Annotated in this window: 26 protein-coding genes; 16 read left to right on the top strand and 10 right to left on the bottom strand. The window is 71.5% G+C overall.

The genetic code is table 11. From position 1 onward, the window contains the following. Positions 1–77 precede the first annotated feature (77 nt). Positions 78–2,465, top strand: coding sequence for a galactose-binding domain-containing protein (locus GA0070619_RS14705; RefSeq protein ID WP_088951805.1), 2,388 nt, complete (start codon positions 78–80; stop codon positions 2,463–2,465). Positions 2,466–2,886: 421 nt separating this feature from the next. Here the strand turns inward: GA0070619_RS14705 and GA0070619_RS14700 are convergent, their stop codons facing one another. Continuing rightward, positions 2,887–3,174 carry a hypothetical protein gene (locus tag GA0070619_RS14700; RefSeq protein WP_231927423.1) on the bottom strand — a complete coding sequence of 96 codons (288 nt, stop codon included), beginning with the start codon at positions 3,172–3,174 and terminating at the stop codon, positions 2,887–2,889. Further along, positions 3,168–3,488: a hypothetical protein gene (locus GA0070619_RS14695; protein WP_088948592.1), complete on the bottom strand. Its 321-nt coding sequence runs from the start codon at positions 3,486–3,488 to the stop codon at positions 3,168–3,170. Before GA0070619_RS14695 ends, GA0070619_RS14700 begins: the two co-directional genes overlap by 7 nt. A gap of 167 nt (positions 3,489–3,655) precedes the next feature. On the opposite strand from GA0070619_RS14695, the gene GA0070619_RS14690 reads away from it, so the two are divergent. Then, positions 3,656–4,507 carry an alpha/beta fold hydrolase gene (locus GA0070619_RS14690; protein ID WP_088948591.1) on the top strand — a complete coding sequence of 284 codons (852 nt, stop codon included), beginning with the start codon at positions 3,656–3,658 and terminating at the stop codon, positions 4,505–4,507. 89 nt (positions 4,508–4,596) lie between these two features. Here GA0070619_RS14690 and GA0070619_RS14685 read toward each other — a convergent pair whose 3' ends face one another. Genes GA0070619_RS14685 through GA0070619_RS14660 form a run of 6 tightly spaced genes read right to left on the bottom strand, consistent with a single transcriptional unit; the run spans position 4,597 to position 10,215 of the window. Continuing rightward, on the bottom strand, positions 4,597–5,613 hold the full coding sequence (locus tag GA0070619_RS14685; protein WP_088948590.1) for a methyltransferase: 1,017 nt from the start codon (positions 5,611–5,613) through the stop codon (positions 4,597–4,599). Between the two features lie 43 nt (positions 5,614–5,656). Continuing rightward, positions 5,657–6,286, bottom strand: coding sequence for a hypothetical protein (locus GA0070619_RS14680; RefSeq protein WP_088948589.1), 630 nt, complete (start codon positions 6,284–6,286; stop codon positions 5,657–5,659). Continuing rightward, complete coding sequence (locus GA0070619_RS14675) at positions 6,283–7,689, bottom strand: selenium-binding family protein (RefSeq protein ID WP_088948588.1); 1,407 nt, start codon at positions 7,687–7,689, stop codon at positions 6,283–6,285. Before GA0070619_RS14675 ends, GA0070619_RS14680 begins: the two co-directional genes overlap by 4 nt. Before the next feature lie 14 nt (positions 7,690–7,703). Next, positions 7,704–8,435 carry an ABC transporter ATP-binding protein gene (locus tag GA0070619_RS14670; RefSeq protein WP_088948587.1) on the bottom strand — a complete coding sequence of 244 codons (732 nt, stop codon included), beginning with the start codon at positions 8,433–8,435 and terminating at the stop codon, positions 7,704–7,706. Then, a complete protein-coding gene (locus GA0070619_RS14665) occupies positions 8,408–9,241 on the bottom strand; it encodes an ABC transporter permease (RefSeq protein ID WP_088948586.1) in 834 nt (277 codons plus the stop codon). The genes GA0070619_RS14670 and GA0070619_RS14665 overlap by 28 nt, the downstream gene beginning before the upstream one ends. Continuing rightward, positions 9,238–10,215: an aliphatic sulfonate ABC transporter substrate-binding protein gene (locus GA0070619_RS14660; RefSeq protein WP_088948585.1), complete on the bottom strand. Its 978-nt coding sequence runs from the start codon at positions 10,213–10,215 to the stop codon at positions 9,238–9,240. Before GA0070619_RS14660 ends, GA0070619_RS14665 begins: the two co-directional genes overlap by 4 nt. 190 nt (positions 10,216–10,405) lie before the next feature. On the opposite strand from GA0070619_RS14660, the gene GA0070619_RS14655 reads away from it, so the two are divergent. Then, positions 10,406–11,587: an LLM class flavin-dependent oxidoreductase gene (locus GA0070619_RS14655; RefSeq protein ID WP_088948584.1), complete on the top strand. Its 1,182-nt coding sequence runs from the start codon at positions 10,406–10,408 to the stop codon at positions 11,585–11,587. Between the two features lie 78 nt (positions 11,588–11,665). Here GA0070619_RS14655 and GA0070619_RS14650 read toward each other — a convergent pair whose 3' ends face one another. Continuing rightward, positions 11,666–12,070: a hypothetical protein gene (locus GA0070619_RS14650; RefSeq protein WP_088948583.1), complete on the bottom strand. Its 405-nt coding sequence runs from the start codon at positions 12,068–12,070 to the stop codon at positions 11,666–11,668. 325 nt (positions 12,071–12,395) lie between these two features. On the opposite strand from GA0070619_RS14650, the gene GA0070619_RS14640 reads away from it, so the two are divergent. From GA0070619_RS14640 to GA0070619_RS14610, 7 genes are all read left to right on the top strand, one after another. After that, positions 12,396–12,698 carry an urease subunit gamma gene (locus GA0070619_RS14640; RefSeq protein WP_088948581.1) on the top strand — a complete coding sequence of 101 codons (303 nt, stop codon included), beginning with the start codon at positions 12,396–12,398 and terminating at the stop codon, positions 12,696–12,698. Then, the gene (locus GA0070619_RS14635) at positions 12,695–13,030 is read left to right on the top strand and encodes an urease subunit beta (protein ID WP_088948580.1); all 336 of its coding nucleotides are present in this window, start codon (positions 12,695–12,697) and stop codon (positions 13,028–13,030) included. Before GA0070619_RS14640 ends, GA0070619_RS14635 begins: the two co-directional genes overlap by 4 nt. Next, positions 13,027–14,730 carry an urease subunit alpha gene (locus GA0070619_RS14630; protein ID WP_088948579.1) on the top strand — a complete coding sequence of 568 codons (1,704 nt, stop codon included), beginning with the start codon at positions 13,027–13,029 and terminating at the stop codon, positions 14,728–14,730. Before GA0070619_RS14635 ends, GA0070619_RS14630 begins: the two co-directional genes overlap by 4 nt. Continuing rightward, entirely contained in the window at positions 14,730–15,446 is a 717-nt protein-coding gene (locus GA0070619_RS14625; RefSeq protein WP_088948578.1) for an urease accessory protein UreF, read from the top strand. The genes GA0070619_RS14630 and GA0070619_RS14625 overlap by 1 nt, the downstream gene beginning before the upstream one ends. Continuing rightward, on the top strand, positions 15,436–16,218 hold the full coding sequence (gene ureG, locus GA0070619_RS14620; RefSeq protein ID WP_414855628.1) for an urease accessory protein UreG: 783 nt from the start codon (positions 15,436–15,438) through the stop codon (positions 16,216–16,218). Before GA0070619_RS14625 ends, ureG begins: the two co-directional genes overlap by 11 nt. Then, positions 16,218–16,934: an urease accessory protein UreD gene (locus GA0070619_RS14615; protein ID WP_088948577.1), complete on the top strand. Its 717-nt coding sequence runs from the start codon at positions 16,218–16,220 to the stop codon at positions 16,932–16,934. Before ureG ends, GA0070619_RS14615 begins: the two co-directional genes overlap by 1 nt. A 142-nt stretch (positions 16,935–17,076) precedes the next feature. Then, positions 17,077–17,451 carry a cupin domain-containing protein gene (locus tag GA0070619_RS14610; protein ID WP_088948576.1) on the top strand — a complete coding sequence of 125 codons (375 nt, stop codon included), beginning with the start codon at positions 17,077–17,079 and terminating at the stop codon, positions 17,449–17,451. Between the two features lie 6 nt (positions 17,452–17,457). On the opposite strand, the gene GA0070619_RS14605 is transcribed toward GA0070619_RS14610, so the two are convergent. Further along, positions 17,458–17,916 carry a MarR family winged helix-turn-helix transcriptional regulator gene (locus tag GA0070619_RS14605; protein WP_088948575.1) on the bottom strand — a complete coding sequence of 153 codons (459 nt, stop codon included), beginning with the start codon at positions 17,914–17,916 and terminating at the stop codon, positions 17,458–17,460. 95 nt (positions 17,917–18,011) lie between these two features. On the opposite strand from GA0070619_RS14605, the gene GA0070619_RS14600 reads away from it, so the two are divergent. From GA0070619_RS14600 to urtE, 6 genes are all read left to right on the top strand, one after another. Next, positions 18,012–19,094, top strand: a complete 1,083-nt coding sequence (locus tag GA0070619_RS14600; RefSeq protein WP_088948574.1) for a substrate-binding domain-containing protein — start codon at positions 18,012–18,014, stop codon at positions 19,092–19,094. Positions 19,095–19,517: 423 nt separating this feature from the next. After that, complete coding sequence (gene urtA, locus GA0070619_RS14595) at positions 19,518–20,762, top strand: urea ABC transporter substrate-binding protein (RefSeq protein ID WP_088948573.1); 1,245 nt, start codon at positions 19,518–19,520, stop codon at positions 20,760–20,762. 75 nt (positions 20,763–20,837) lie between these two features. After that, complete coding sequence (gene urtB, locus GA0070619_RS14590) at positions 20,838–21,725, top strand: urea ABC transporter permease subunit UrtB (RefSeq protein ID WP_088948572.1); 888 nt, start codon at positions 20,838–20,840, stop codon at positions 21,723–21,725. After that, entirely contained in the window at positions 21,722–22,909 is a 1,188-nt protein-coding gene (urtC, locus tag GA0070619_RS14585; protein ID WP_088948571.1) for an urea ABC transporter permease subunit UrtC, read from the top strand. Before urtB ends, urtC begins: the two co-directional genes overlap by 4 nt. Continuing rightward, positions 22,906–23,682, top strand: coding sequence for an urea ABC transporter ATP-binding protein UrtD (urtD, locus tag GA0070619_RS14580; RefSeq protein WP_088948570.1), 777 nt, complete (start codon positions 22,906–22,908; stop codon positions 23,680–23,682). The genes urtC and urtD overlap by 4 nt, the downstream gene beginning before the upstream one ends. Continuing rightward, complete coding sequence (gene urtE, locus GA0070619_RS14575; RefSeq protein ID WP_088948569.1) at positions 23,682–24,374, top strand: urea ABC transporter ATP-binding subunit UrtE; 693 nt, start codon at positions 23,682–23,684, stop codon at positions 24,372–24,374. The genes urtD and urtE overlap by 1 nt, the downstream gene beginning before the upstream one ends. The last annotated feature ends 13 nt before the right edge of the window (positions 24,375–24,387 follow it).

Here is a 24,387-nt window from a genome sequence, read left to right as displayed (position 1 = left end):
GTCTAACTCTTGCGGGGCGGCATCCACTGCTGCCACGATGGCCGTCAATGCCTTCCGTCGAAGAAGGAGTGGTCGTCATGGCGGTCTCCCGCCGCAGGTTCGTCACGTCCGTGATGGCGGGGTCCGCCCTCGCCGCCGCCTCCAGCACCGAGCTGCTCACCACCCTGGCCAGTCCCGCCTCCGCCGCCAGCCCTCCCGGGGACGTGGTCGGCAAGGTGACCGTCGGCTACCAGGGCTGGTTCAGCGCCCCCGGTGACTCGGCGCCGATCGGCGGTTGGTGGCACTGGAGCCGCGACCGGTTCCAGCCGCCCTCGCCCGCCAACACCACCATCGTGTCCTGGCCGGACATGCGCGAGTACACGCGTACCTATCCCACCGCGTACCCCAACCTGGGTAACGGCCAGCCGGCCACCCTGTTCTCCTCCTACGACCAGCAGACAGTGGACACCCACTTCCGGTGGATGCAGGAGTATGGGTGCGACACCGCCGCGTTGCAGCGGTTCAACCCGACGGGCGACGAGGGGCCGACCCGCGACGCGATGACGCAGAAGGTCCGCTCCGCCGCCGAGCGCTACGGCCGCAAGTTCTACATCATGTACGACGTCACCGACTGGTTGACCTTCCAGTCGGACATCAAGACCGACTGGACGACGAAGATGTCGGCGCACGTCGCGTCCTCCGCGTACGCCCGGCAGAACGGCAAGCCGGTCGTGTGCATCTGGGGCTTCGGTTTCAGCGAGCCCAGCCGACCGTTCACCCCCGGGCCCTGCCTGGAGGTCATCAACTGGTTCAAGGCGCAGGGCTGCTACGTCGTCGGTGGCGTGCCCACCTGGTGGCGGCAGGGCATCGAGGACTCCCGTCCGGGCTTCCTCGACGTCTACCACGCGTTCAACGCGATCTCGCCGTGGATGGTCTACCGGGCCAGGACGGTGGAGGAACTCGACTCGTACTACAACAACGTCAACGTCGGCGACATGGCCGACTGCGCGGCACGCGGCATCGACTACCTGCCCTGCGTGATGCCCGGTGACCTCGCCGGTGGTCACCGCAAGCACGGCGACTTCTACTGGCGGCACATCTACAACATGGTCCGACTCGGGTCCCAGGGCCTCTACGTGTCCATGTACGACGAGTACAACGAGGGCAACCAGATCGCGAAGACCTCCGAGACCCAGGCCACCACCCCGGCCGGCGCGAACATCCGCGCCCTGGACGAGGACGGCGTGGCCTGCTCCTCCGACTACTACCTGCGGATCACGGCCGACGGCGGCCGGATGCTCAAAGGGCAGCTGGCGCTCACCGCGGTCCGTCCCACGCCACCGATGATCGGCACGCCGCCACCGACCGGCGGGAACCTGGCCGCCGGCCGGCCCACCTCGGCGAGCAGCCAGGGTGGCGGGTTCCCGGCGTCGAACGCTGTGGACTCGAACGTCGGCAGCTACTGGGAGAGCAGCGGCGGCGCCTTCCCGCACTGGTGGCAGGTCGACCTCGGCGCCAGTCACCAGGTCAATCGACTGGTGCTGCGGCTGCCCGCCGGCTGGGGCGCGCGCACCCAGACGATCACCGTGCAGGGCAGCGTCGACGGCAGCTCCTTCGCCACCATCGCCGGGGCCTCCGCGTTCGCCTTCGACCCGGCCACCGGCAACACCGTCACCCGCACGCTGACGACCACGACCGCCCGCTACGTCCGCCTCAGCGTCGCCGGCAACACCGGCTGGCCGGCCGCCCAACTCGCCCAGGTCGAGGTGTACGCGGGGACCACCACACCGGACAACCCGCCGACCGCGCCGAGCGGCCTGACGGTCACCGGCAAGACGTCGACCAGCGTGTCGCTGGCGTGGACGGCGTCGACCGACGACACCGGCGTGACCGGTTACCAGGTGCGCCAGGGCGGCACTGTCGTCGCCACCGTCACGGGCACCACGGCAACCGTGGGCGGGCTCAACCCGTCCACCACGTACACCTTCACGGTCACCGCGCGCGACGCCGCCGGCAACACGTCCGGCGCGTCCAACACGGTCACCGTGACGACGGACGCCCCGACCAACGCGGACCTCGCCCGGGGTCGACCCACCAGCGAGAGCAGCCACGTCCAGAGTTACGGGTCGGGCAACGTGGTCGACGGCGACCCGAACAGCTACTGGGAGAGCGCCAACAACGCGTTCCCGCAGTGGGTCCAGGTCGACCTCGGTGCGACGCGCACGGTCGGGCGGGTGGTGCTCAAGCTGCCCCCGGCCACCGCCTGGGCCAGTCGCACGCAGACCCTGGCCGTGCAGGGCAGCACCGACGGCGGCAGCTTCAGCACACTGGCCGGCGCTGCGGGGCGGACCTTCAACCCGGCCACCGGCAACCAGGTGAGCATCACCTTCACCGCCGCACAGACCCGGTACGTGCGCATCACGGTCACCGGCAACACCGGCTGGCCGGCCGGGCAACTGTCGACCCTGGAGGTCTACCAGAGCTGAGCCGACGAGCAGGGCGACCGCCGGGGGAGCGGCGGTCGTCCGGCTCGGGTCGTCCGGTTCGGGTGGTTCGGCTGGGGTCGTCCGGCTGGGGCCCTCGGTGGCCGGGTCCGCAGTCGGACCGTCGGGTTTGGGGCGGTGCCACGGTCTGACCGAGCGGTCTGTCCAGCATCCGGTCAAAGCCTTCCGCCTGTCGGGACGGCGGCGATGATCGACTCGGGTTCCTTGAAATCGGGGTATCCAGGTCGTTGGGACACCCCGATTTCAGCAAACCCGTGTTGATCTTCGCGGGCGACGCCATGCTCGTGCCGACGTCCGCGCAAGCCGAACACCGCGCAAGCCGGACACCGCGCAAGCCGGACACCGCGCGTGCCGCCGCTCGCAGGGTCAGCCCGGCGGGCTGGGTCCACCGACGGGCAGGGGGTCAGCAGAACCAGCCGTCCTGCACCCAGCCGCGGCGGTTGATGTGCCCGTAGGCGAAGCCGTAGACGTAGCCGCCGCTGCGGGGGCCTTCGACCAGGAACGTCTGACCCTGGTAGAGGGTGCCCATCCAGGCGCCGACGGGTTGGGTGCGGACGAACAGGTCGCTCGCGCACACCGTCTCCCGTTGCCCGATGGTGCCGTTGGCGGCCTGCGCGGGGGACGGCAGGGCCACGGTGGCGGCGACGATCCCTGCGAGCAGGCCAGCGAGGGCGCGACGTCTGATCACCATGAGTCGTACCCGCCGATGCACTCGGTGCGCAGGTAGCCCCAGTCGTTGGGGCCGAAGTCGAACGATGCCGCCCACCCGTTGTAGACCGGGTGCGCGCCCGGCGTGTGACCGATCTTGTTGCCGTAGGCGAGGGTGCGCTTGAGGCCGGTGGGGCCGCCGGCGGAGTCGTAGTTGGCGTAGAAGCTGGCGCTCTGGCACACCACGACGGCGTGCCGGGGCACCACCGGGTCGGCGTGGGCCGGCGTGGCACTCAGTGCGGCCGTTGCTGACCCGAGGGCCAACGCGGCGACCGTCGTGCGGATTCGTCGGGGCATGCCCACCTCCCGTACGCCGAAACTTTCCTACCTCCAACCCTATCGAAAGCGTCGATATCTGTCGATGGCTGAGGGGTCGCTGTGCCTTTCGACGGCCGGCATATCCGCCGACCCGGCGGGAAAGCGCGCTGACGTCCGACAGCCCGATACCGGAGCAGGAGACAAACATGCCTTTCATCACCGTGGGAACGGAAAACTCCGCGCCCATCGACCTGTACTACGAGGACCACGGTTCCGGTAAGCCGGTGGTGCTGATCCACGGCTTCCCGTTCAACGGGGCTACCTGGGAGAAGGTGACCACCCAGCTGCTCAACGCCGGATACCGGACGATCACCTACGATCGGCGCGGTTACGGCAACTCCGCCCAGCCGACCTTCGGGTACGACTACAACACGTTCGCGGCGGACCTGGACGTGCTGATGACCGAGCTGAACCTGAGCGACGTGACCCTCGTCGGTCACTCGATGGGCACCGGTGAGGTCATTCGCTACCTGGGCAACTACGGCTCCCAGCGCGTGAGCCGGGCCGTGGTGCTCAGCCCGCTGCAACCCATGCTGGCCAAGGCCAATGACAATCCGGAGGGTGTCGACCGGAGCCTCTTCAAGGGTTTCCAGGACGCCATCATCAAGGACCGTTTCGCGTACCTGACGTCGTTCTGCGACGCGTTCTTCAACCCGGATCAGAACATGGGCAAGCGGGTCAGCGAGGAGGCGTACCGGGCGCACTGGCAGATCGGCGCGATGGCCTCCGCCAAGGGCACCCACGACAGCGTGGACGCCTGGCAGGAGGACTTCCGCCCCGACCTGCCGAAGATCGACATTCCGGTGCTGATCGTGCAGGGTGACCAGGACCGGGTGCTGCCCTACCCGGTGACCGGCCAGCGGCTCGGGCCGATGATGCCGACCGGCAAGCTCGTCACGCTCAAGGGCGCGCCGCACGGCATCCCGTGGACACACGCCGAGGACGTCAACAAGGCGATCCTGGACTTCATGAAGCAGCCGGTCAAGGCTCGCGCCTGACCCGTACCGGTAGCCGATCGGACGCCAGCGCCGTGAGGCGCCGCGACACCCGGCCCACGGTTCGCATCGGGGCCGGGTGTCGTCGTCGGTCAGGCCCGCCGGGCCACCACAGCGCCGTTGGCACCGGGGGCGTCGAACGGCACGGTACGCACGTCGACGAAACCGGCATCGGTGAGCCAGGCGGCGTACTCGGCGCCCGAGTAGTTGCGGCCACCCTCGGTCTCGACCAGCATGTTCATCCCCATCAGCGCGGCCTCCGGCGGCCCGGTCCGCTCGTCGTTTAGCAGCAGTTCGCAGACGACGATCGCCCCGCCGGGCGGCAGCGCCGCGTGGCACCGGGCCAGCAGCGCCCGGTTCGTCGGCTCGTCCCAGTCGTGCAGGATCATGCTGAGCAGGATGACGTCGTGCCCGTCCGGCAGCGCCGGGTCGGCGAGGAAGTCGCCGCCCACCGCGTCGATCCGCTCGGTCAGGCCGGCCTCCGCGATCCGCTCCCGCGCTCGTACGCAGACGTGCGGCAGATCCAGGACGGTGGCCCGCAGCTCGGGCAGGCGGCGGCAGAACTCGATCGGGAACGCCCCGGCCCCGCCCCCGACGTCGAGCAGGCGGCGGTGCGCGGAGAAGTCGTACGCGTCGGCCAACGCGGCGGCGGTGAAGCTGGACGTGGAGAACATCGCGTCCCAGAACTGCGTCAGCATCTCCGGGTCGGCGGTGTCGAACATCGACTGCTGTGCCTCCGGGTCCCAGGTCAACGGCCGATCCGTGCGCAGGGCCTCGCCGATGCGGTGCCAGGGCAGATAGGTGCGCAGGTCGGAGTAACGGATCTGCGCACCGAAGTAGTACGGGCGACCCTCGACCAGGAACTGCTCGGCCAACTCGGAGTTGCGGTATCCGTCGCCGGCCTTCTCCAGCAGGCCGAGCGAGGCACTGGCGGCCAGCAACAGGTCCGCGGGCCGGTCGGGCAGCCCGAACTCGGCGGCGGCCTGCTCGACGGTCATCGTCCGACCCCCGGCGAGCCGGGTGAACAGACCGAGTTCGACGCCGGCCGCGAGGGTCTTGAACCCCCACACACCGGCCACCAGACGCATGAGGGGAGTCGGAGTGATCATGCCGCCATGAGACCACAGATCAGCTCCGTCCACGATGGTCGGTTCACGCCCGGAGCAACGTGACCAATCCGGCGGCGACCAGCACCCCGGCCCAGAGCCGGTCGACGTTGAACCAGGCCCGACGCAGCACACCGACCCCGAGCACCTGGTAGACCAGAATCGCGATGGCCAGCGCGGTGCCGAGCATCGCCACTGTGTGCACACCGGCGGCGGCGAGCCCGGACAGGGCACCCACCGGCGCGCTGGCCAGGTGCCCGGAGTGGCCCCCGGGCACCGGCTCGGCCACCAGCACCGGCAACAGCATCAGCCCCGCGCCGTGGGCCGAGGACATGAGGAACGACCAGCCGGCGAGTTGCGCCGCGGACAGCCGCATCCCCGCCCAGCGGAAGTGCCGCTCGGAGAGCAGTCGCCACAACCCGAACGCGACCAGCAGCACGCCGCCGACCACCGCGAGGGCGGTGCTCGCCGTCACCGAACGGGTCGCGGTGACCAGTGCCGCGACGATCCCCACCGAGGCGAGGTGCCCGGCCGCGATCGGCGACAGGGCGCGCAGCAACGCCGCCCGGCTGCGCTCCTGCAGGCCCCGGGCCACCGCGAACAGCCAACCCATCGCCGGGTTCAGACCATGGAACGCGCCGAGCGCGGCAAGCGTCGCCAGTGTGGAGACGGTCACGGAAAGCAGTACGAGTCGGAGGACGCGTCCCCGCCCTGCAACCGGGTCTGGTGCACCCGCAGGCCCCGGAACTCCTCCCCGTGCGGAAAGAACCGCTCGTCCGGGGTGAGCCCACCGGCCTCGACGTCCACGTCGAGCTTGGCCAGCCAGGCACCCACCCCGTCGGGGTAGAACTGGTCGTCCCACGCGCCGTAGAGCGAGTTGCTGACGTAGACCCGCCGCCCGTCCCGGCTCACCTCCACCATCTGCGGGCCGCCGGCCAGGGCCTCGTCCGGCGCGGACGGGTGCGCCGTGCGGCGCACGATCCCACCGAGATGCACGGAGCCGGTCAGTACGGGACGCAGCGGGTCGCTGACGTCGTACTGGCGCAGCTCTCCCGTGCCCCAGCAGGAGACGTAGAGGAACCGGTCGTCGACGGACAGGTCGATGTCGGTCACCAGTGGCGGCACCGCCCCGAACGGCTTGAGCAGGTCGGGCAGATCCGCCGGGTCCGCCGGCTCGGCCGGAATGTCGATCACCTTGGTGACCGCCCAGGCGTCGCCGTCGCGGTGCCACAGCCAGACCGAGGCGGACAGGTCCTCGACACTGATCACCACCCCGACGAACCCGTACGACTTCGACGGGTCGTGCGCCGGGCGCAGCTCCAGCGGCATCTGATATTGATCGCCCAGGTCGACCCGCTGGACGTGCCGACGTTTCGCGAGGTCCCAGAAGTGGATGGCGTGGCCGTAGCGTCGACCCAGCAGCAACTCGCCGACGATGCCGTCCTCGATCATCGACGGGGTGCCCCACTCGCTGGTGACCAGCACGTCCTGGGTGAGGTGCCACCACAGGTCGTACGCCAGGAACTGTGGACCCCGGTCGGCCTCCCACGCCCCGCGTACCTCGAACGTGGTGTGGTCGAGGATGGCGATGCCTCCCGGACCCTCCGCGCCGTCCGCGCCCCCGAGAGCGGAGAGGTAGATGCCGTCCGGCCCACAGTGCACTGTGTGCGGGCGCGAGTAGCCGGCGCGCTTCGCCAGCTCCTCCGGGCCGATCACCTTGACCACCTGCGGCTGACGCGGGTCGGGTTGGGTGTCGACCACGTGGATCCGCGACGACCGCAGGCCGGGAACGATCAGGTAGCGCCGCTCGACGTGCGGGTGCGGGGCGGTCGGACAGAGCGCGCTGCTGCACGCGTTCCAGCCGAAGTGGTGCAGCTCGTCGCCGACGTAGGGCAGGTCGGTCCAACCCACGACCCGGCCGTAGTCGGGGGAGTCCGGGTCGGTGTCCAGCACCACGATGGCGTCCGGACGGCTTGCCGTACGGTCGAAGGCGGCCACGTAGGCGAGCTTCTCGGCCGGTGCGGTCACCGCCTCCCGAGGCGAGGGATAGAACGTGGGGTCGGGGGTCCAGCGGGTCATCACAGCTCCGCTCGTCAGGTGGTGGGAACGCCGAGTCGGTCGAGCAGGTGGCGGCGCAGCGCGCCGAAGGCCGGGTCGTCGGGCGTACGGGTGGGGGCCAGGTCGACGGGCAGCTGCGCGGCGATGCGGCCCTCGTCCAGCAGCAGGATCCGGTCGGCGAGCAACAGCGCCTCCTCCACGTCGTGGGTGACCAGCAGGGCCGCGAAGCCGTGCTCGGCGCGCAGCCGGCGCAGCAGGATCTGCATCCGCAGGCGGGTCAGCGCGTCGAGGGCGCCGAACGGCTCGTCGAGCAGCAGCACGTCCGGTTCGCGGACCAGTGCTCGTGCGACGGCCACCCGTTGCGCCTGCCCGCCGGACAGCTCCGCCGGCCAGGCGCGGTGCCGATCGGCGAGCCCGACCTCGGCCAGCGCCCGCCGGATCCGCTCGTGGGCGTCCGGCCCGGACAGGCCGAGCCCGACGTTGTCCGCCACCCGCTTCCAGGGCAGCAGCCGGTGTTCCTGGAAGACCACGGCGGCGGTGCCGTGCACGACGCTCGTGCCACTGGCCTCACCGTCGAGCCCGGCGAGAATCCGCAGGAGCGTGCTCTTGCCGGAACCGCTGCCGCCCAGCAGGGCCACCACCTCGCCGCGTGCGATGGCGAGGTCGACCCCGGCCAGCACGACCGTCGGCCCGAACGTCCGGCGCACCGCGTGGGCGGTCAGCACCGGCGCGGTGTCGTTCAGGTGGCCCGCAGTCCGCGACGCCATGTCAACATCCTCCTCTCCAGGACGCGCAACGCACTGTCGGATATCAGCCCGAGCAGCGCGTAGACGAGCAGCCCCAGCACCACCACGTCGGTCTGGCTGAACTCCCGTGCCTCCATCATCAGAAAACCGATCCCCGTCTGGGCGTTGACCTGCTCGCCGACGACCAGGCTGAGCCAGGCCGCCCCGATCGCCAGGCGCAGCCCGAGGAACAGGGCCGGCAGCGCGCCGGGCAGCACCACGTGCCGCAGTCGGGCGGCCTGCCCCAGACCGCAGGTGCGCGCCGCCTCCACCAGCCGCTCGTCGATGTCCCGGATGCCGGCGTAGGTGTTGAAGTAGATGGGGAAGAAAGCACCCAGAGCCACCAGGCTGATCTTGAGTGACTCACCGATGCCGACCCAGATGATCAGCAACGGGACCAGCCCGAGGTGCGGCAGCATCCGGGCCATCTGCACCGGCGGGTCGACCAGGTCGTCACCGAGCCGCAGCAGCCCGGCCAGGGTGCCCAGGGCAAGGGCCAGGACGCCGCCGATCACCAGCCCCGCCCCGGCCCGGGTGAGGGAGTCCAGCAGATGGACGCCGAGCGTTCCGTCCCGGCTCAGCCGCCAGCCGGTGGCCAGGACGTCACTCGGCGCGGGCAGCTTCTCCGGTGCCAGCAGGCCGGTCCGCGAGGCCAGCTCCCAGCCCAGGACCAGTGCCACCGGGCTGGCCAACCGCCACCACCGTCGTGTCGGCCGAAGACGTCGGGGCGCGACCGGCGGCGCCGCCGCGATCTCGGCGGGCGCCTCGGCCAGCGTCGTACGGCTCACTGGAACACCGCGCTGAACCGGCTGTCGACCCGGGACCGGATGTCGACCGGGCCCGGGATCAGATCCAGGGCGATGAAGCTGTCGGTGATCGCCTGAAGTTCGTCGCCGATGGCCGGGGTGACGGGGGCGAGGGGTCTGGCGCTGCGGGCCAGGGCCCGACCGGTGACGTCCTGCGGAATCTTCAGCTCCGGCGCGAGCGTGCTGGCCCGCTCCTCGGGATGGGCGATGCCCCAGTCGGTCACCTCGCGGTAGCGCTGGAGGAAGGCCCGGATCTCGTCCGGCTGCTTCGTGACGGCGTCCGGGGCGGCCAGGACGTACTCGCGGTTGCTGGCCAGCCCGGTCGCGTCGGCGAGCACCTGGACCCCCGGTTGCTCGGCCAGCGCGAAGTACGGGTCCCAGATCACCCAGGCGTCGACCTGGCCGCCGTCGAACGCGGGCCGTCCCTCCGCGGGCTTGAGGTACTTGACCTGGATGTCCTTCAGGGTCATGTTGTTGGCCTTGAGCAGCTGGACGAGCAGCCAGTGCACGTTCGACCCCTTGTTCAGGGCCACCGTCTTACCCTTCAGGTCGGCGAAGGTGCGGTAACCGCGATCGGCCTTGACGAGCACGGCCTCGCCCTGCGGGATCGGCGCCGAGGTGCCGATGATGGAGAACGGGATCTTCCCGGCCGCGGCGAAGACGGGTGGTGCCTCGCCGACCTGTCCGATGTCGATGGAGCCGGCCTTGAGCGCCTCGGTGAGCGCCGGACCGCTCTCGAACAGCGACCACTCCACATCCGGCGCCGCGCCGCGCGCCTTGACCAGGCTCAGCCCGCCGAAGCGCTGGTAGCCGATCCGGAGTTTGCTGGCGGAGCCGCCGGCATCGGCGGACCCGCCGCACGCGCTTACCGCTGCCGTGGCGAGCAGCGCCACTGTGGTGAGGCCGGCCGTCAGGAGGCGGCGATGCGGGGGACGGCTCGTCGACGGGGTGGGCATGGCGGCTCCTCGGGTCGGGCATGCGGGTCGGGGCGCATCGACAGGTGTCGGCGCCGTGGCCGGTAGCCTACTAACCCGATAGGTTTTATGGGTAGGCTGTCGGCGGGATCGTCCCACCCCTCAGGAGGTGCCCGCCTGCGGCGCGCGCACCCGTACCCGCACCCGCCGCGCACTGGAGGAAAGAGCCGCGATGACCCTCACCTTCCACTGGTTCCTGCCCACCAACGGCGACAGCCGGGACATCGTCGGGGGTGGCCACGGCGTACCGACCGGTGCTGCCGGAGGCGCCCGCCCGGCCAGCGTCGCGTACCTCGGGCAGATCGCCCGCACCGCCGAGCAGCTCGGCTTCGTCGGCGCCCTCACCCCGACGGGTGCCTGGTGCGAGGACGCCTGGCTGAGCACCGCGATGCTCACCGAGGTGACCGAGCGACTCAAGTTCCTGGTCGCGTTCCGACCCGGGCTGCTGGCTCCGACGCTGGCCGCCCAGATGGCCTCGACCTTCCAGCGGCTGTCCCGGGGCCGACTGCTGCTCAACGTGGTCACCGGGGGCGAGTCGCAGGAGCAGCGGGCGTACGGCGACTTCCTTGACAAGGACGCCCGGTACGCGCGGGCCGACGAGTTCCTGCACGTGGTGCGCGCGCTGTGGCGGGGTGAGACGGTCGACCACACCGGCACCCACCTGCGCGTCGAGCAGGCGCGGCTGCACCGGCTGCCCGACCCGGTCCCGCCGGTCTACTTCGGTGGCTCGTCCGCCGCGGCCCTACCCGTGGCGGTGCGGCACAGCGACGTCTACCTCACCTGGGGTGAGCCGCCGGCCCAGGTCGCCGACAAGCTGACCCGGGTCCGGGCGTTGGCCGCCGACGCCGGGCGCGAACTGCGGTTCGGCATCCGGCTGCACGTCATCGCCCGGGACACCTCTGATGAGGCGTGGGCGCAGGCGCGCCGCCTGCTCAACGGCGTCGACGAGGCCGACATCCGGGCGGTGCAGGACGGGCTGCGCCGCAGTGAGTCCGAGGGGCAGCGCCGGATGCTCGACCTGCACGGCGGTTCCCGCGACAGCCTGGAGGTCTCGCCCAACCTGTGGGCCGGCGTCGGGCTGGTCCGGGGCGGGGCCGGCACCGCGCTGGTCGGCAGTCACCGCGAGATCGCCGACCGGATCGCCGAATACCACGCGCTCGGCATCGACGAGTTCATCCTCTCCGGCTACCCGCACCTGGAGGAGGCGTACTGGTTCGGCGAGGGCGTGCTGCCGATCCTGCGCGACAGTGGCCTGTGGCGGCACCCCGACGGCCAGCCCCGCCCGACGGACAACGTCGACATCCCCTTCGCCGGGGTGCCCCGGCCGGCGGCGGCACCCGTCGCGGCCCGCTGAGCGAGCGGGCCCCGGCCAGCGGCGGCACCCGTCGCGGCCCGCTGAGCGAGCGGGCCCCGGCCGGCGACGGGGCAGCGGCTAGCTGGGTCGGCCGGCGACGCGTCGGCCGACCCGCCGCGCGACGAGACTCACGGCCGTGCTGCCGGCCGCCATCCCGACCAGCACCAGCACCGCCCCGACGGCCCACAGGCCGGTGTCGTCGGTGGACGCGGCCTGCCACCCCCAGGCCGCCGTGAAGGCGACGGTCATCACCGTCGCCACGAGCCACGGGCTGAGTCGCGTGGCGGCGAGCGCGGCCAGCAGGACGAGCGTCAGCACACAGCCGACCACCTGCCACGCCTCGTACGGGCCGCTGCTCGCGCCGGTCTCCGCATCGACCGTGTAGTCGGTGTCCCAGCCCAGCCAGAGCAGCCACGCCCCGACCGTGGCCGCAGCCAGGAACAGAACACCGAGCAGTGCGCGCGTACCCCTTGTCGCCGTCATCCGGCGATCATGCCCTGGGTCGTACGCGAGGGGAATGAGCACCGGCACCCAGAAGTGGGCCGGCGCGAACCCGGATCGACTGTTGCCCCGGCCGGTGGTGATCCTCTACGGTCGGCTCAGCGGTGGGCGGTGCGGTCCGCATCCGACCGAGACACCGCCGGTTGCCCCTCACTCGGGCCGGGATGGTGGAGTCCCGGGTCGCCCCGTCGGCGGGGACTCGGCGGTCGTGTGACTCCAGCTCGTACCCCGGGTGTCTGCTGCCCGGCGCGCGGCCCCTGCGGGGCCGATGGCGAGCCGGGCACGCCCACCCCACCGGGAGAAGCCCGTGTTTCTCAGCCCGCATGAGCAGGACCGCCTGCTCGTCCACGTCGCGGCCGATGTCGCCCGCGCCCGCCGCGAGCGCGGCCTGCGCCTCAACTACCCCGAAGCCGTCGCGGTGATCACCGCGTTCCTGCTCGAAGGGGCCCGCGACGGCCGGTCCGTCGTCGACCTGATGTCGGCCGGCCGGAGCGTGCTGGGCCGCGACGACGTCCAGGACGGCATCCCCGAGCTGCTGAGGGAGGTGCAGGTGGAGGCGACGTTCCCGGACGGCACCAAGCTCGTGACGGTGCACCACCCGATCCCGTGATTCCGGGGGAGATCCTGCCGGCGGCCGGCCCGGTCGAGATCAACGCGGGCCGCCCGGTGACCACGCTGCTCGTGGTCAACACCGCCGACCGGCCGGTGCAGGTGGGCTCGCACTACCACTTCGCCGAGGCCAACCCGGCCCTGGCGTTCGACCGGGACGTCGCCTGGGGGCAGCGGCTCGCCGTGCCGGCGGGCACCTCGGTCCGGTTCGAGCCGGGCATCAGCCGCAGCGTCGACCTCGTCCCGTTCGGCGGCGCGCGCGTCGTGCCGGGGCTGCGTGGCGCGTGTGCGGGCCCACTGGACCCGCCGACGGCCGACGGGTCACCGGAGTGAGCGCCGTGCGGCGGGACCGCTACATCGACCTGTACGGGCCGACGACCGGCGACCGGATCCGGCTGGCCGACACCAACCTGCTCATCGAGGTGGAGACCGACCACTGCGTCGGTGGTGACGAGGCGGTCTTCGGCGGCGGGAAGGTGATCCGTGAGTCGATGGGTCAGTCGCGGGCCACCCGCGCCGAGGGGGCACTGGACACCGTCATCACCGGCGCCGTGGTGCTCGACCACTGGGGAGTGGTCAAGGCCGACGTGGGGCTGCGCGACGGGCGCATCGTGGCGCTCGGCCGGGCCGGCAACCCGGACACCATGCCCGGCGTCCACCCCGACCTGGTCATCGGCCCGTCGACCGAGGTGATCGCCGGCAACGGGCGGATCCTCACCGCCGGCGCGGTCGACACCCACGTGCACTTCATCTGCCCGCAGATCGTCACCGAGGCCCTGGCCAGCGGCGTCACCACGTTGGTGGGTGGCGGCACCGGCCCGGCCGAGGGGACCCGGGCGACCACTGTCACCCCGAACGGCTGGCACCTGGCCCGGATGCACGAGGCGCTGGACACCATGCCGGTCAACGTGTTGCTGCTCGGCAAGGGCAACACCGTCTCCAGCGAGGCGCTCTGGGAACAGTTGCGCGCCGGTGCGGGCGGTTTCAAGCTGCACGAGGACTGGGGCACCACACCGGCGGCGATCGACGCCTGCCTGCGGGTGGCCGACCAGTCCGGGGTCCAGGTGTCGATCCACACCGACACGCTCAACGAGGCCGGTTTCGTCGCCGACACCCTGCGCGCGATCGGCGGGCGGGCGATCCACTCGTACCACACCGAGGGTGCTGGCGGCGGGCACGCACCGGACATCATCACGGTGGCCAGTGAACCGAACGTGCTGCCGTCGTCGACCAACCCGACCCGCCCGTACACCGCCAACACCCTCGCCGAGCACCTGGACATGTTGATGGTCTGCCACCATCTCAACCCGTCCGTGCCGGAGGACCTGGCCTTCGCCGAGAGCCGGATCCGACCGTCCACGATGGCCGCGGAGGATCTGCTGCACGACCTCGGAGCGATCTCCATCATCGGCTCCGACGCGCAGGCGATGGGCCGGGTCGGCGAGGTGATTCTGCGGACCTGGCAGAGCGCGCACGTGATGAAGGAGCGGGTCGGCGCGCTGCCGGGTGACGGGGACGCCGACAATCACCGAGCCCGACGGTACGTCGCGAAGTACACCATCTGCGCGGCGATGGCCAACGGGCTGGAGCACGAGGTCGGCTCGGTCGAACCCGGCAAGCTCGCCGACCTGGTGCTCTGGGACCCGGCGTTCTTCGGCGTACGACCGCACCTGGTGCTCAAGGGCGGCATGATCGCGTACGCCCAGATGGGTGACGCGAACGCCTCGATCCCGACGCCGCAGCCGATGCTGCCGCGGCCGATGTTCGGGGCGTACGGTGCCGCTGCGGCCGCCACCAGTCTGGCGTTCGTGGCGCCGGCGGCCCTGGACGCCGGGCTTCGGCTGGACGTGCGACGCCGGGTGGTGCCGGTGAGCGACGTGCGGTCGCGGGGCAAGGCCGACCTGCCGGAGAACAACGCGATGCCGCGCATCGAGGTGGACCCGGACACCTTCACGGTGCGGATCGACGGTGTGGTGGTCGAACCGGACCCGGTGACCCGGCTGCCGATGGCCCAGCGGTACTTCCTGTTCTGATGGCCACGCCGAGCCTGCTGTTGCTGCTGGCCGACGGACGCTTCCCGGCCGGGGCGCACGCGCACTCCGGCGGTCTGGAGGCGGCCGTCGCCGCCGGCCGGGTCACCGACCTGGCCTCGTTGGAGGCGTTCCTGGCCGGGCGGTTGGCGACCGCCGGGCTGGTCGGTGCGGCGTTCGCGGCGGCCGCACACCGGGCCGCGGTGCCTGGGACCGTCGGCGCGGCCGAATCCGCCGGGACCGCCACGCTGGCAACCACGCTGGCCCAGCTCGACGTGGAGCTGGACGCGCGTACCGCGGCGCCGACGTTGCGGACCGTCTCCCGCCGGCAGGGCCGAGCGCTGCTGCGTGCCGGCCGGGCCATCTGGCCGGACGCTCCGTTCGGCGACCTGCCCACGACGCCCGCCGGCGCACACCAGCCGCTGGTGCTCGGGCTGCTCTGCGCCGCGGCGGGGTTGTCCCGTCTCGACACCGCCACTGTCGCCGCCTACGGGACGGTGACCGCGGCGGCGAGCGCCGGCGTACGCCTGCTCGGCCTCGATCCGTACCAGGTCCAGGCCCTGCTGGTCAGCCTGGCCGACGCCTGCGACGGCACGGCTGCCGACGCGGCCCGCGCCGCCGAAGACCCACCGGAGCGGCTGCCGGCCGCCGCCGCTCCACTCGCCGACATCCATGCCGAAATCCATGCCACCTGGGAGGTGCGTCTCTTTGCGTCCTGAGACTGTTGTGCCGAGCGCTGCGCCCGTCGACCCGACCACGCCACCACCGACCGCCCCGTTGCACGACGAGAGCGTCCCGCACACCCATCCCGAGCCGGGGGTCGACCCGCACCCTCCACTGGCCCGCGCCGGTCGTGCCCTGCGGGTCGGCATCGGCGGCCCGGTCGGGTCCGGCAAGACGGCCCTGGTGGCCGCGCTCTGCCGGGCCTTCGCCGACGAGTTGCGGCTCGGCGTGGTGACCAACGACATCTACACCACCGAGGACGCCGACTTCCTGCGGCGGGCCGGGGTGCTGGACCCGGCTCGGATCCGGGCGGTGGAGACCGGCTGCTGCCCGCACACCGCGATCCGCGACGACATCGGCGCCAATCTGGACGCCGTCGACGAACTGGCCGAGGCGGTCGGCCCGTTGGACCTGGTCCTCGTGGAGAGCGGTGGAGACAACCTGACCGCGACCTTCAGCCGGGGCCTGGTCGACCGGCAGATCTTCGTGGTCGACGTGGCGGGCGGGGACAAGGTGCCCCGCAAGGGCGGCCCGGGGGTCACCGCCGCCGACCTCCTCGTGATCAACAAGACCGACCTGGCGCCGATGGTGGGCGCGGACCTCGCCGTGATGGACCGTGACGCGCGGGCTCGGCGCGGCGACCTTCCGACCCTCTTCCTGTCGATCGTGGAAGACCCGACGGCGAGCCGGGTCGCCGACTGGATCCGGCACGAGCTGGCCCACCACGCGGCCCTGCACCCGCTCGCCGTACCGGCCGGACCGGTCTGATGCGGGCGCTCGCCCGGCTGGTCGCCCGGGCCGACGGCCGGGGCGGCACGGTCCTGGTCGAGCTGCACGGCGAGACGCCGCTCCTGCTGCGCCAGACCCCGGCCGACGGTGGTGTCGCCACTGTGCACCTCGTCGGCGGGGCGGCCGGCCCGCTGGCCGGCGACGACCTGCGGTTGGAGATCGAGGTGGGACCGGGCGCCGCGGTGCGGGTGCACACCGTGGCGGCGTCGATCGCCCTGCCGGGACGGCCAGGCGCGGTGTCCCGGATGGCGGTGTCCGCGGTGGTGCACGCCGGTGCCACGCTGCACTGGCTCCCCGAACAACTGGTCGCGGCGGCCGGCTGCGCGCACCTCGCCGAGTCCCGCGTCGCGGTGGCCGCCGGGGCGAGCCTGCGCTGGCGCGACGAGCTGATCTGTGGCCGGTACGGCGAGGCGCCGGGCGGTGCCGTCGTACACACGCAGGTCGACTACGCGGGCCGGCCGCTGCTGCGCCAGTCCCTCGCCGTGGGGCCGCGCGCACCCGGCTGGGCCGGCCCCGCGGTGCTCGGCGGCGCACCGGCCACCGGCTCGCTGTTGGTGGTCGACCCGTCGCGGCCCGCCGAACCGGCCGCGGTCGACGGGACCGTCGCCCGACTGCCATTGGCCGGGGGCCCGGCGACACTGTGGACCGCCACCGCTCCCGACGCGCACACCCTGCGCGCCCACCTCACCGGGTGACGCGAGCGCCCACTCGACCCCGGCACGTCGTCGGCTCTCGTGTTCGCCCATCCCGGCCCGGGACGGGTCTGCGGCCCATATCCTCGGAATGCCATGCCAACCGGGGCGACTGCCGTTCCGCGACGGCTCACAGGAGGCCGTGATGAGTGCGAAAGATCGGCCCGAGGGCATCAGTCCGACGGCGGTGGAGGCGGCGCCGGGGCTGTGGCGTGTCGATCTCCAGAAACACGACCTCAGCATCCCGGGACGTGAGGTCGTCCAGAGTCGGGTGGAGTTCACACCGGACTCGCCGCCGTTCAAGCACTTCCACCCGGGCGAAGAGATCATCTGCGTACTCCAGGGGTCTCTGGAGTACACGCTCGAAGGTCAGCCGCCGATGGTGTGCAACGTCGGAGACGCGCTGACCGTGCCGTACGGCGTCCACCACCAGGCCCGCAACGTCGGCGACGGCGTCGCCGTCGAACTGGCCACGTACGTCGTGGAGAAGGGCAAGCCGCTTCTCACCAGGGTCGACTGAGCCTCGTCAGCGGTGTGGGCCGATCGCGTCGGCGCGGCGGCGGGCCGGGTCGAGACGACCGATCAGGTCGGCGAGCTGAACGGTCAGATCGTCGACCTGTGGCATGCCCAGCTCGGCGAGGTTGGCCCGCACCCGCTCATCGAGGCGATCGTGCTCGCGACGGCCGCGGGCCGTGAGGTAGGCGCGGATTCGCCGACGGTCCATCGGGTCTATCCGGCGGAAGACGAGGTTACGGTCGACGAGCTGGTCGACCAGTTTGGTGAGGGTGCCGGGAGGCAGCGACGCCTCGGCGGAAACCTCGCTCATCGGGTGGCCCTGGCCGTCGGCGAGCAGGCAGAGCACCCGCCATGCCTCGATGCTCAGCGCGTCCTCGGCAAGGACAGCGCCCAGCCGGCGAGAGAGCAGCCGTTCGGCGCGGGTGAGCGAGCGCAGCAGGTCGGCTGGCGCCCCGGGCACGTCTGACATGGAACTCCCTGGTCCGGTGGCCCTGTCATGGTAGCGAGTGTCCCGGTCCGTGGTGAGTCCTGGCCTTCGGTCGCGGGCCGGGCAATCATGTGCTCATGTCCGCGCCGGCACCGCCGTGGCTGACCGTCGACCGCGCCGTGGTCAGCATCGCGTTGGTCTACCCGATGCGCGGGCCGGCCGGCATGTTCGGCCCCACCTGCGAGCTGTGCGCGCAGCTCGCGGTCGAGGAGATCAACCGATGTGGTGGTGTGCTGGGCCGGGAGGTGCGGCTGGTGCCGGTCGACGGCGGCGCACCGCCGGCCGAGGTGGCCGCCGAGGTCGAGGCGTTGGTGTCGGTGGGGGCGGTGCAGGGGGTGACGGGGTGGCACATCTCGTCGGTGCGCCAGGCGCTGGCGCCACGCGTCGCGCACCGGGTGCCGTACGTCTACACCGCACTCTACGAGGGCGGTGAACGCACCGAGGGGGTCTTCCTGACCAGCGAGACGCCGGATGCCCAACTGTGGCCCGCGATGCGGCTGCTCGCGGAAGAGCAGGGGGTGCGTCGCTGGTTCGTGGTCGGCAACGACTACGTGTGGCCACGCCGTACCGCGCGGGCGGCCCAGCGGTACGCGTTGCGCGGCGGTGGGCAGGTGGTGGGCCTGCACTTCCTGCCGTTGGACGCGCACGACTTCACCGAGGTGCTGCGCCGCATCGAGCACAGCGACGCCGACGGGGTGCTGATGCTGCTTGTCGGTGCGGACGCGGTGCGGTTCAACCGGGCGTTCGCCCGATCCGGCCTCGATCAGCGGTGCCTGCGGCTGAGCACGCTGATGGACGAGAACATGCTGCTCGCCAGCGGTGCCGGTGCAACCCGGCGGCTGTACAGCACGGCGGGCTTCTTCGCCGGGCTGGTCACCCAGGAGAACCTCGACTTCCACGGCGAGTTCGTCCGTCGCTTCGGGGTGGAGGCGCCGCCGTTGGGCAGCCTCGGGGAGTCCTGCTACGAGGGCGTGATGCTGCTCGCCGCGCTGATCGGCCAGGCCCGCACCCTCGACGTGCGGGCCATCGAGACGGCCGCTGACACGGTGGCCTACCAGGGGCCACGCGGGCGGTTGCTGCTACGCCAACGGCACGTCCGTCAGCGCATCTACCTGGCCGAGGCCGACGGGCTCGACTTCACCGTGCTTGCCCAGCTCTGAGACCAGGGGCCGCCAGCCGGCCCGCCCGGACCCTTGACAGTGCCACCCGATCCCGTCCTAAGATGCTTCCTGCGTGAAGTATCTGGCCTCGGGTCAGATGTCACCACTGTGTCCCCACCATCGACGGAATTGCCCGTCGACCATTGTGGTGACACCAAATCTGCGTCTTTCCGAACGGCCGGCACCGTTTCCTCCCCAACGGTGCCGGCCGTTTTTTCGTGCGGGTCGGATCGACCGCGCGGAAACAGCCAATTAAGGGCCGGGAAACATGAGCGCAATCATGTCGGTCGACGCTTTCGGTGCCCATATCCGAACCGGTGCCCTGAGCGGCGTCCACCCGTCGACCTCGGCATCGCCCACGTCAGCTCCACCGGACCGCACCGACCGTCCTTTCGCCACTTGAGTGCACCGCAGGGAGAGTAGATGTCACTATTCCGGGGCCGCCGCATCCTGGCGGGCGCCATGACCCTGGTCGCCGCGGCCGCGATGACCGCGTGCGGCAGCAAGACCACCGACGAGGGTGGCGCGACAGGCGTCACCGCCGACATCTCCGGCGACACCGTCAAGGTGGGGCTGCTCAACTCGCTCTCCGGCACCATGGCGATCAGCGAGGTCACCGTCCGCGACTCCATCATGCTCGCCGTCGAGGAGATCAACGCGGCCGGTGGCGTCCTCGGCAAGAAGATCCAGCCGGTCGGCGAGGACGGCGCCTCGGACTGGCCGACCTTCGCGGAGAAGGCCGAGAAGCTCATCTCCGAGGACCGGGTCGCCGCCGTCTTCGGCTGTTGGACGTCGGCCAGTCGCAAAGCGGTCAAGCCGGTGTTCGAGAAGAACAAGGCGTTGCTGTTCTACCCGGTGCAGTACGAAGGCCTCGAACAGTCGCCCTACATCTTCTACACGGGTGCGACCACCAACCAGCAGATCGTTCCCGGGCTCGACTACCTCAAGGCGCAGGGGGCGAAGTCGGTCTATCTGGTCGGCAGTGACTACGTCTTTCCCCGCACCGCCAACAAAATCATCAAGGCGTACGCGACCGCGAACGGGATGACGGTGCTCGGTGAGGATTACGCCCCACTCGGATCCACCGAGTTCGGCACCATCGTCAACAAGGTCAAGTCGTCCGGCGCCGATGCCGTCTTCAACACACTCAACGGCGACAGCAACGTGGCCTTCTTCAAGGAATACAAGTCGGCCGGTCTGACCGCTGCCGCGATGCCGGTGGTGTCCGTCTCGATCGCCGAGGAGGAGGTCAAGGGCATCGGCACCCAGTACCTGGAGGGTCAGCTGACCGCCTGGAACTACTACCAGACCACCCCGGGGGCGGCGAACTCGAAGTTCGTGGCCGCGTACAAGGCGAAGTTCGGCGCGGACAAGCCGACCAGCGACCCGATGGAGGCCGCGTACGTCGGCGTGTACCTCTGGAAGGCCATGGTCGAGAAGGCCGGCGCCTTCGACGTGGAGAAGGTCCGCGCCGCCTCGGACGGGATCACCTTCGACGCGCCGGAGGGCCTGGTCACGGTGGACGGGAAGACCCAGCACATCGCCAAGACCGCCCGGATCGGCAAGATCGGCGCGGACGGTCTGATCACCGAGGTGTGGAACTCCGGCAAGCCGGTGCAGCCGGACCCGTACCTCAAGACCTATCCGTGGGCGAGCGGCCTGAGCTGACGACGCCGGCCCGGGCGGGCTGCGCGACGACGCGCACCGCCCGGGCCACCCGACCAGCAGTTCGGAGTACCCACCGTGACAGTCCTCTTCGGTCAACTCTTCACCGGCATCAGCATCGGCGCGGTGCTGCTGCTCATCGCGCTCGGCCTCGCGCTGACCTTCGGCCAAATGAACGTGATCAACATGGCGCACGGTGAGTTCATCATGGCCGGGGCGTACACCACCTACGTCCTGCAGCAGAGCATCACCGGGGCCGGCTGGTCGCTGGTCGTCGCCCTGCCGGTGGCGTTCGTGGTCGCCGGCACGATGGGCGCGCTGCTGGAGATGCTGCTCATCCGCCGGCTGTACGCCCGACCACTGGACACCCTGCTGGTCACCTGGGGTGTGTCGCTGATGCTGCAACAACTGGCCCGCGACGTCTTCGGCAGCCCGAACGTGCAGACCCGCGCGCCGGAGCTGCTGACCGGCAACGTGGCGCTCCCCGGCGGGTTGACCATCGCCAACAACCGGCTGTTCATCCTGGCCCTGGCGCTGGCCGCCGTCGCGGCGCTCACCCTGGCGCTGCGCCTCACCCCACTCGGGCGTCGCATCCGCGCGGTCGTGCAGAACCGCGACCTCGCGGCGGTGTCCGGGATCGCCACCTCCCGGGTCGACCGGACCACCTTCTTCGTCGGCTCCGGCCTGGCCGGGCTCGCCGGGGTGGCGCTCACCCTGCTCGGCCCGATCGGCCCGACCATGGGCACCAACCTGATCATCGACGCCTTCCTGGTCGTCGTGGTCGGCGGGATCGGCCAGCTCAAGGGCAGCGTGATCGTCGCCTTCGCCCTCGGCGTGCTCCAGGCCACCGGGGAATACCTCACCACCCTCAGCGTCGCCAAGGTGATCGTGTTCGTGGCGATCGTCGCGTTCCTCCAGTGGCGGCCACAGGGTCTGTTCACGCTGCGGACCAGGAGCCTCGCATGACAGCCGTCACCCCCGCGCCGCCCGACACCGCCCTCGGCCCGGCACCCGTCAGCGCCGTACCGCCGAGCCGGCCCGCGGGCCGCTCGCGACTGCGGACGGCGGCCGGCTTCGCACTCGGCGCGGCGCTGCTGTTCGCCGTCGCGCCGCTGGTCTTGTCGGACTTCCGGCTGTCCCTGCTCGCCAAGTACCTCTGCGTCGCCATGGTCGCGGTCGGCATCGGGATCGCCTGGGGCCGGGGCGGCATGCTCACCCTCGGCCAGGGCGTCTTCTTCGGCCTCGGCGGCTACGCGATGGCCATGCACCTCAAGCTCGCCGACGCGGGCCCGGCCGGGATGCCGGACTTCATGCAGCTGTACGGGCAGCTCGACGAACTGCCGCTGTGGTGGAGGCCCTTCGCCAGCCCGTGGTTCGCGCTGCCCGCGACGGTGCTGCTGCCGATGGCAGTCGCCTTCGGGCTCGGCTCGCTGGTGTTCCGCCGCCGTGTGCGCGGCGCGTACTTCGCCATCCTCAGCCAGGCCCTCGCCGCGGCGATGGTGATCCTGCTGATCGGCCAGCAGGGCACCACGGGAGGCACCAACGGGCTCACCGACATCAAGGGCTTCTTCGGCTACGACCTGGACGACCCGGTCAACCAGCGGATGGTCTACTTCATCATCGCCGGCACACTGCTGGCCCTGCTCGCGCTGACCCGTCAACTCATCCACAGCCGCTACGGCGAGCTGCTGGTGGCGGTCCGCGACGGCGAGGAACGGGTCCGGTTCCTCGGCTACGATCCGGCCTCGGTCAAGCTGGTCGCGTACGTGGTCGCGGCCGGGATGGCCGGCCTGGCCGGGGCGCTGTTCGTGCCCGCGGTGGGCATCATCTCGCCCGCGCTGATCGGCATCGTCCCGTCGATCGAGTTCGTCATCGGGGTCGCGGTGGGTGGTCGGGCCACAGTGCTCGGGCCGGTGCTCGGCGCGGTGGCGGTGGCCTGGGCGCGTACCGCCCTCTCGGAGCGGTTCCCGGGCACCTGGACGTACCTTCAGGGGTTGCTCTTCGTGGTCGTGGTGGCGTTCCTTCCCGGCGGCCTGGCGTCGCTGTGGGCGTTGGCCCGCCGCCGCGACGTCGCCGCGCCGCCGCTGCGGCGCGGGTGGTTGTCGCTGGGCCGACGACGCGCCGGGCGGACGGAGGTGCCGGCGGCATGAGCGGCGACCGACTGGACGGGTTGTCCGTCCGTGACGTGCGGGTCAGCTTCGACGGTTTCACCGCCGTCGACGGCGTCTCGCTGGAGGTGCCCGCCGGTGACATCCGGTTCCTGATCGGGCCGAACGGCGCCGGCAAGACCACGCTGGTCGACGCGATCACCGGCCTGGTCCGGGCCACCGGCTCGGTCCGCTTCGGCGCCGACGAACTGCTGGGCCGCCCGGTGCACCGGATCAGCCGGCTGGGCGTCGGGCGTACCTTCCAGACGTCCTCGGTCTTCGAGGAGCTGTCGGTGCTGCAGAACCTCGACATCGCGGCCGGCGCCCGGCGTGGCTGGGCGACCCTGGCCCGCCGCCGTCGCGGCGTTCCCGACGAGGTGGCCGCGGCGCTGGAGACCATCGGTCTGGCCGAACGGGCCGAGCACCTCGCCGGGACGCTCGCGCACGGGCAGAAGCAGTGGCTGGAGATCGGGATGCTGCTGGTGCAGGACGCGCGGCTGCTGCTGCTCGACGAGCCGGTCGCCGGCATGAGCCACGAGGAACGCGACGCCACCGGGGTCCTGCTGGAGACGGTGAGCCGGGACCGCACAGTCGTCGTGATCGAGCACGACATGGACTTCCTGCGCCGGTTCGCGCGCAGCGTCACAGTGCTGCACGCCGGCCGGGTGCTCAGCGAGGGAACGGTGGCGCAGGTCCAGGCGGACCCGCGTGTGCAGGAGGTCTACCTTGGCCACCCGGTCGACGCCGGGTCGGCCCGCACCGGTCTGGAGGCATGATGCTGACGCTGCGCGGGGTGCACGCCGGGTACGGGCGCAGCCGCGTGCTGCACGGGGTCGACCTCACGGTCCCGCCCGACGGGGTCGCCGCGGTCCTCGGGCACAACGGCGCTGGCAAGAGCACATTGCTGCGGGTTGCGGCCGGCCTGCTGCGCCCGAGCGCCGGCACCGTCGAGCTGGACGGCGAGAACGTCACCCGCCTCGGGCCGCACGAGCGGGTGGCGCGGGGGATGGCGTACGTCCCGCAGGGTCAACAGTGCTTCCCGCACCTGACCGCCGCGGAGAACCTGCGGCTGGTCGCCGACGGTCGGCGCGACGGCGCGGTGGCGACCGCTGAGGTGCTGGACCTCTTTCCGGCGCTGCGCCCGCTGCTGCGACGCCGGGCCGGGCTGCTCTCCGGCGGTCAGCGCCAGCAACTGGCCATCGCCCGTGCGCTGATCACCCGGCCGAGGTTGCTGATGCTCGACGAGCCGACCGAGGGCATCCAGCCGTCGGTGGTCGCGGAGATCCAGGAACGGATCGTCGAGCTGACCCGGCAGTCCGGGTTCAGCGTGCTGCTGGTGGAGCAGCATCTGGGCTTCGCGCTGCGGGTGGCGAGCCGCTACCAGGTGCTGGAATCCGGCCGGGTCACCTCGCAGGGGGACGGTGGTGTCACTGCGGAACGGGACGTCCGGGCGGCCCTGGCCGTCTGACCCTTCGGGCAGC

The sequence above is a fragment of the Micromonospora zamorensis genome, assembly GCF_900090275.1.
Lineage (GTDB): Bacteria > Actinomycetota > Actinomycetes > Mycobacteriales > Micromonosporaceae > Micromonospora > Micromonospora zamorensis.
Note: the sequence above shows the minus strand (reverse complement) of the source record. Positions and strands in the feature narration are given on the sequence as shown.

What these genes read in the sequence shown, in the direction of transcription:
- GA0070619_RS14695 (WP_088948592.1), bottom strand. Translation starts at nt 3,488, where the DNA reads ATGCCCCGACGAATCCGCACGACGGTCGCCGCGTTGGCCCTCGGGTCA.
- GA0070619_RS14685 (WP_088948590.1), bottom strand. Translation starts at nt 5,613, where the DNA reads ATGATCACTCCGACTCCCCTCATGCGTCTGGTGGCCGGTGTGTGGGGG.
- GA0070619_RS14690 (WP_088948591.1), top strand. Translation starts at nt 3,656, where the DNA reads ATGCCTTTCATCACCGTGGGAACGGAAAACTCCGCGCCCATCGACCTG.
- GA0070619_RS14670 (WP_088948587.1), bottom strand. Translation starts at nt 8,435, where the DNA reads ATGGCGTCGCGGACTGCGGGCCACCTGAACGACACCGCGCCGGTGCTG.
- GA0070619_RS14600 (WP_088948574.1), top strand. Translation starts at nt 18,012, where the DNA reads ATGTCCGCGCCGGCACCGCCGTGGCTGACCGTCGACCGCGCCGTGGTC.
- GA0070619_RS14615 (WP_088948577.1), top strand. Translation starts at nt 16,218, where the DNA reads ATGCGGGCGCTCGCCCGGCTGGTCGCCCGGGCCGACGGCCGGGGCGGC.
- GA0070619_RS14655 (WP_088948584.1), top strand. Translation starts at nt 10,406, where the DNA reads ATGACCCTCACCTTCCACTGGTTCCTGCCCACCAACGGCGACAGCCGG.
- GA0070619_RS14700 (WP_231927423.1), bottom strand. Translation starts at nt 3,174, where the DNA reads ATGGTGATCAGACGTCGCGCCCTCGCTGGCCTGCTCGCAGGGATCGTC.
- GA0070619_RS14675 (WP_088948588.1), bottom strand. Translation starts at nt 7,689, where the DNA reads ATGACCCGCTGGACCCCCGACCCCACGTTCTATCCCTCGCCTCGGGAG.
- urtD (WP_088948570.1), top strand. Translation starts at nt 22,906, where the DNA reads ATGAGCGGCGACCGACTGGACGGGTTGTCCGTCCGTGACGTGCGGGTC.
- urtC (WP_088948571.1), top strand. Translation starts at nt 21,722, where the DNA reads ATGACAGCCGTCACCCCCGCGCCGCCCGACACCGCCCTCGGCCCGGCA.
- GA0070619_RS14605 (WP_088948575.1), bottom strand. Translation starts at nt 17,916, where the DNA reads ATGTCAGACGTGCCCGGGGCGCCAGCCGACCTGCTGCGCTCGCTCACC.
- GA0070619_RS14625 (WP_088948578.1), top strand. Translation starts at nt 14,730, where the DNA reads ATGGCCACGCCGAGCCTGCTGTTGCTGCTGGCCGACGGACGCTTCCCG.
- GA0070619_RS14660 (WP_088948585.1), bottom strand. Translation starts at nt 10,215, where the DNA reads ATGCCCACCCCGTCGACGAGCCGTCCCCCGCATCGCCGCCTCCTGACG.
- GA0070619_RS14650 (WP_088948583.1), bottom strand. Translation starts at nt 12,070, where the DNA reads ATGACGGCGACAAGGGGTACGCGCGCACTGCTCGGTGTTCTGTTCCTG.
- GA0070619_RS14705 (WP_088951805.1), top strand. Translation starts at nt 78, where the DNA reads ATGGCGGTCTCCCGCCGCAGGTTCGTCACGTCCGTGATGGCGGGGTCC.
- GA0070619_RS14610 (WP_088948576.1), top strand. Translation starts at nt 17,077, where the DNA reads ATGAGTGCGAAAGATCGGCCCGAGGGCATCAGTCCGACGGCGGTGGAG.
- urtA (WP_088948573.1), top strand. Translation starts at nt 19,518, where the DNA reads ATGTCACTATTCCGGGGCCGCCGCATCCTGGCGGGCGCCATGACCCTG.
- urtE (WP_088948569.1), top strand. Translation starts at nt 23,682, where the DNA reads ATGCTGACGCTGCGCGGGGTGCACGCCGGGTACGGGCGCAGCCGCGTG.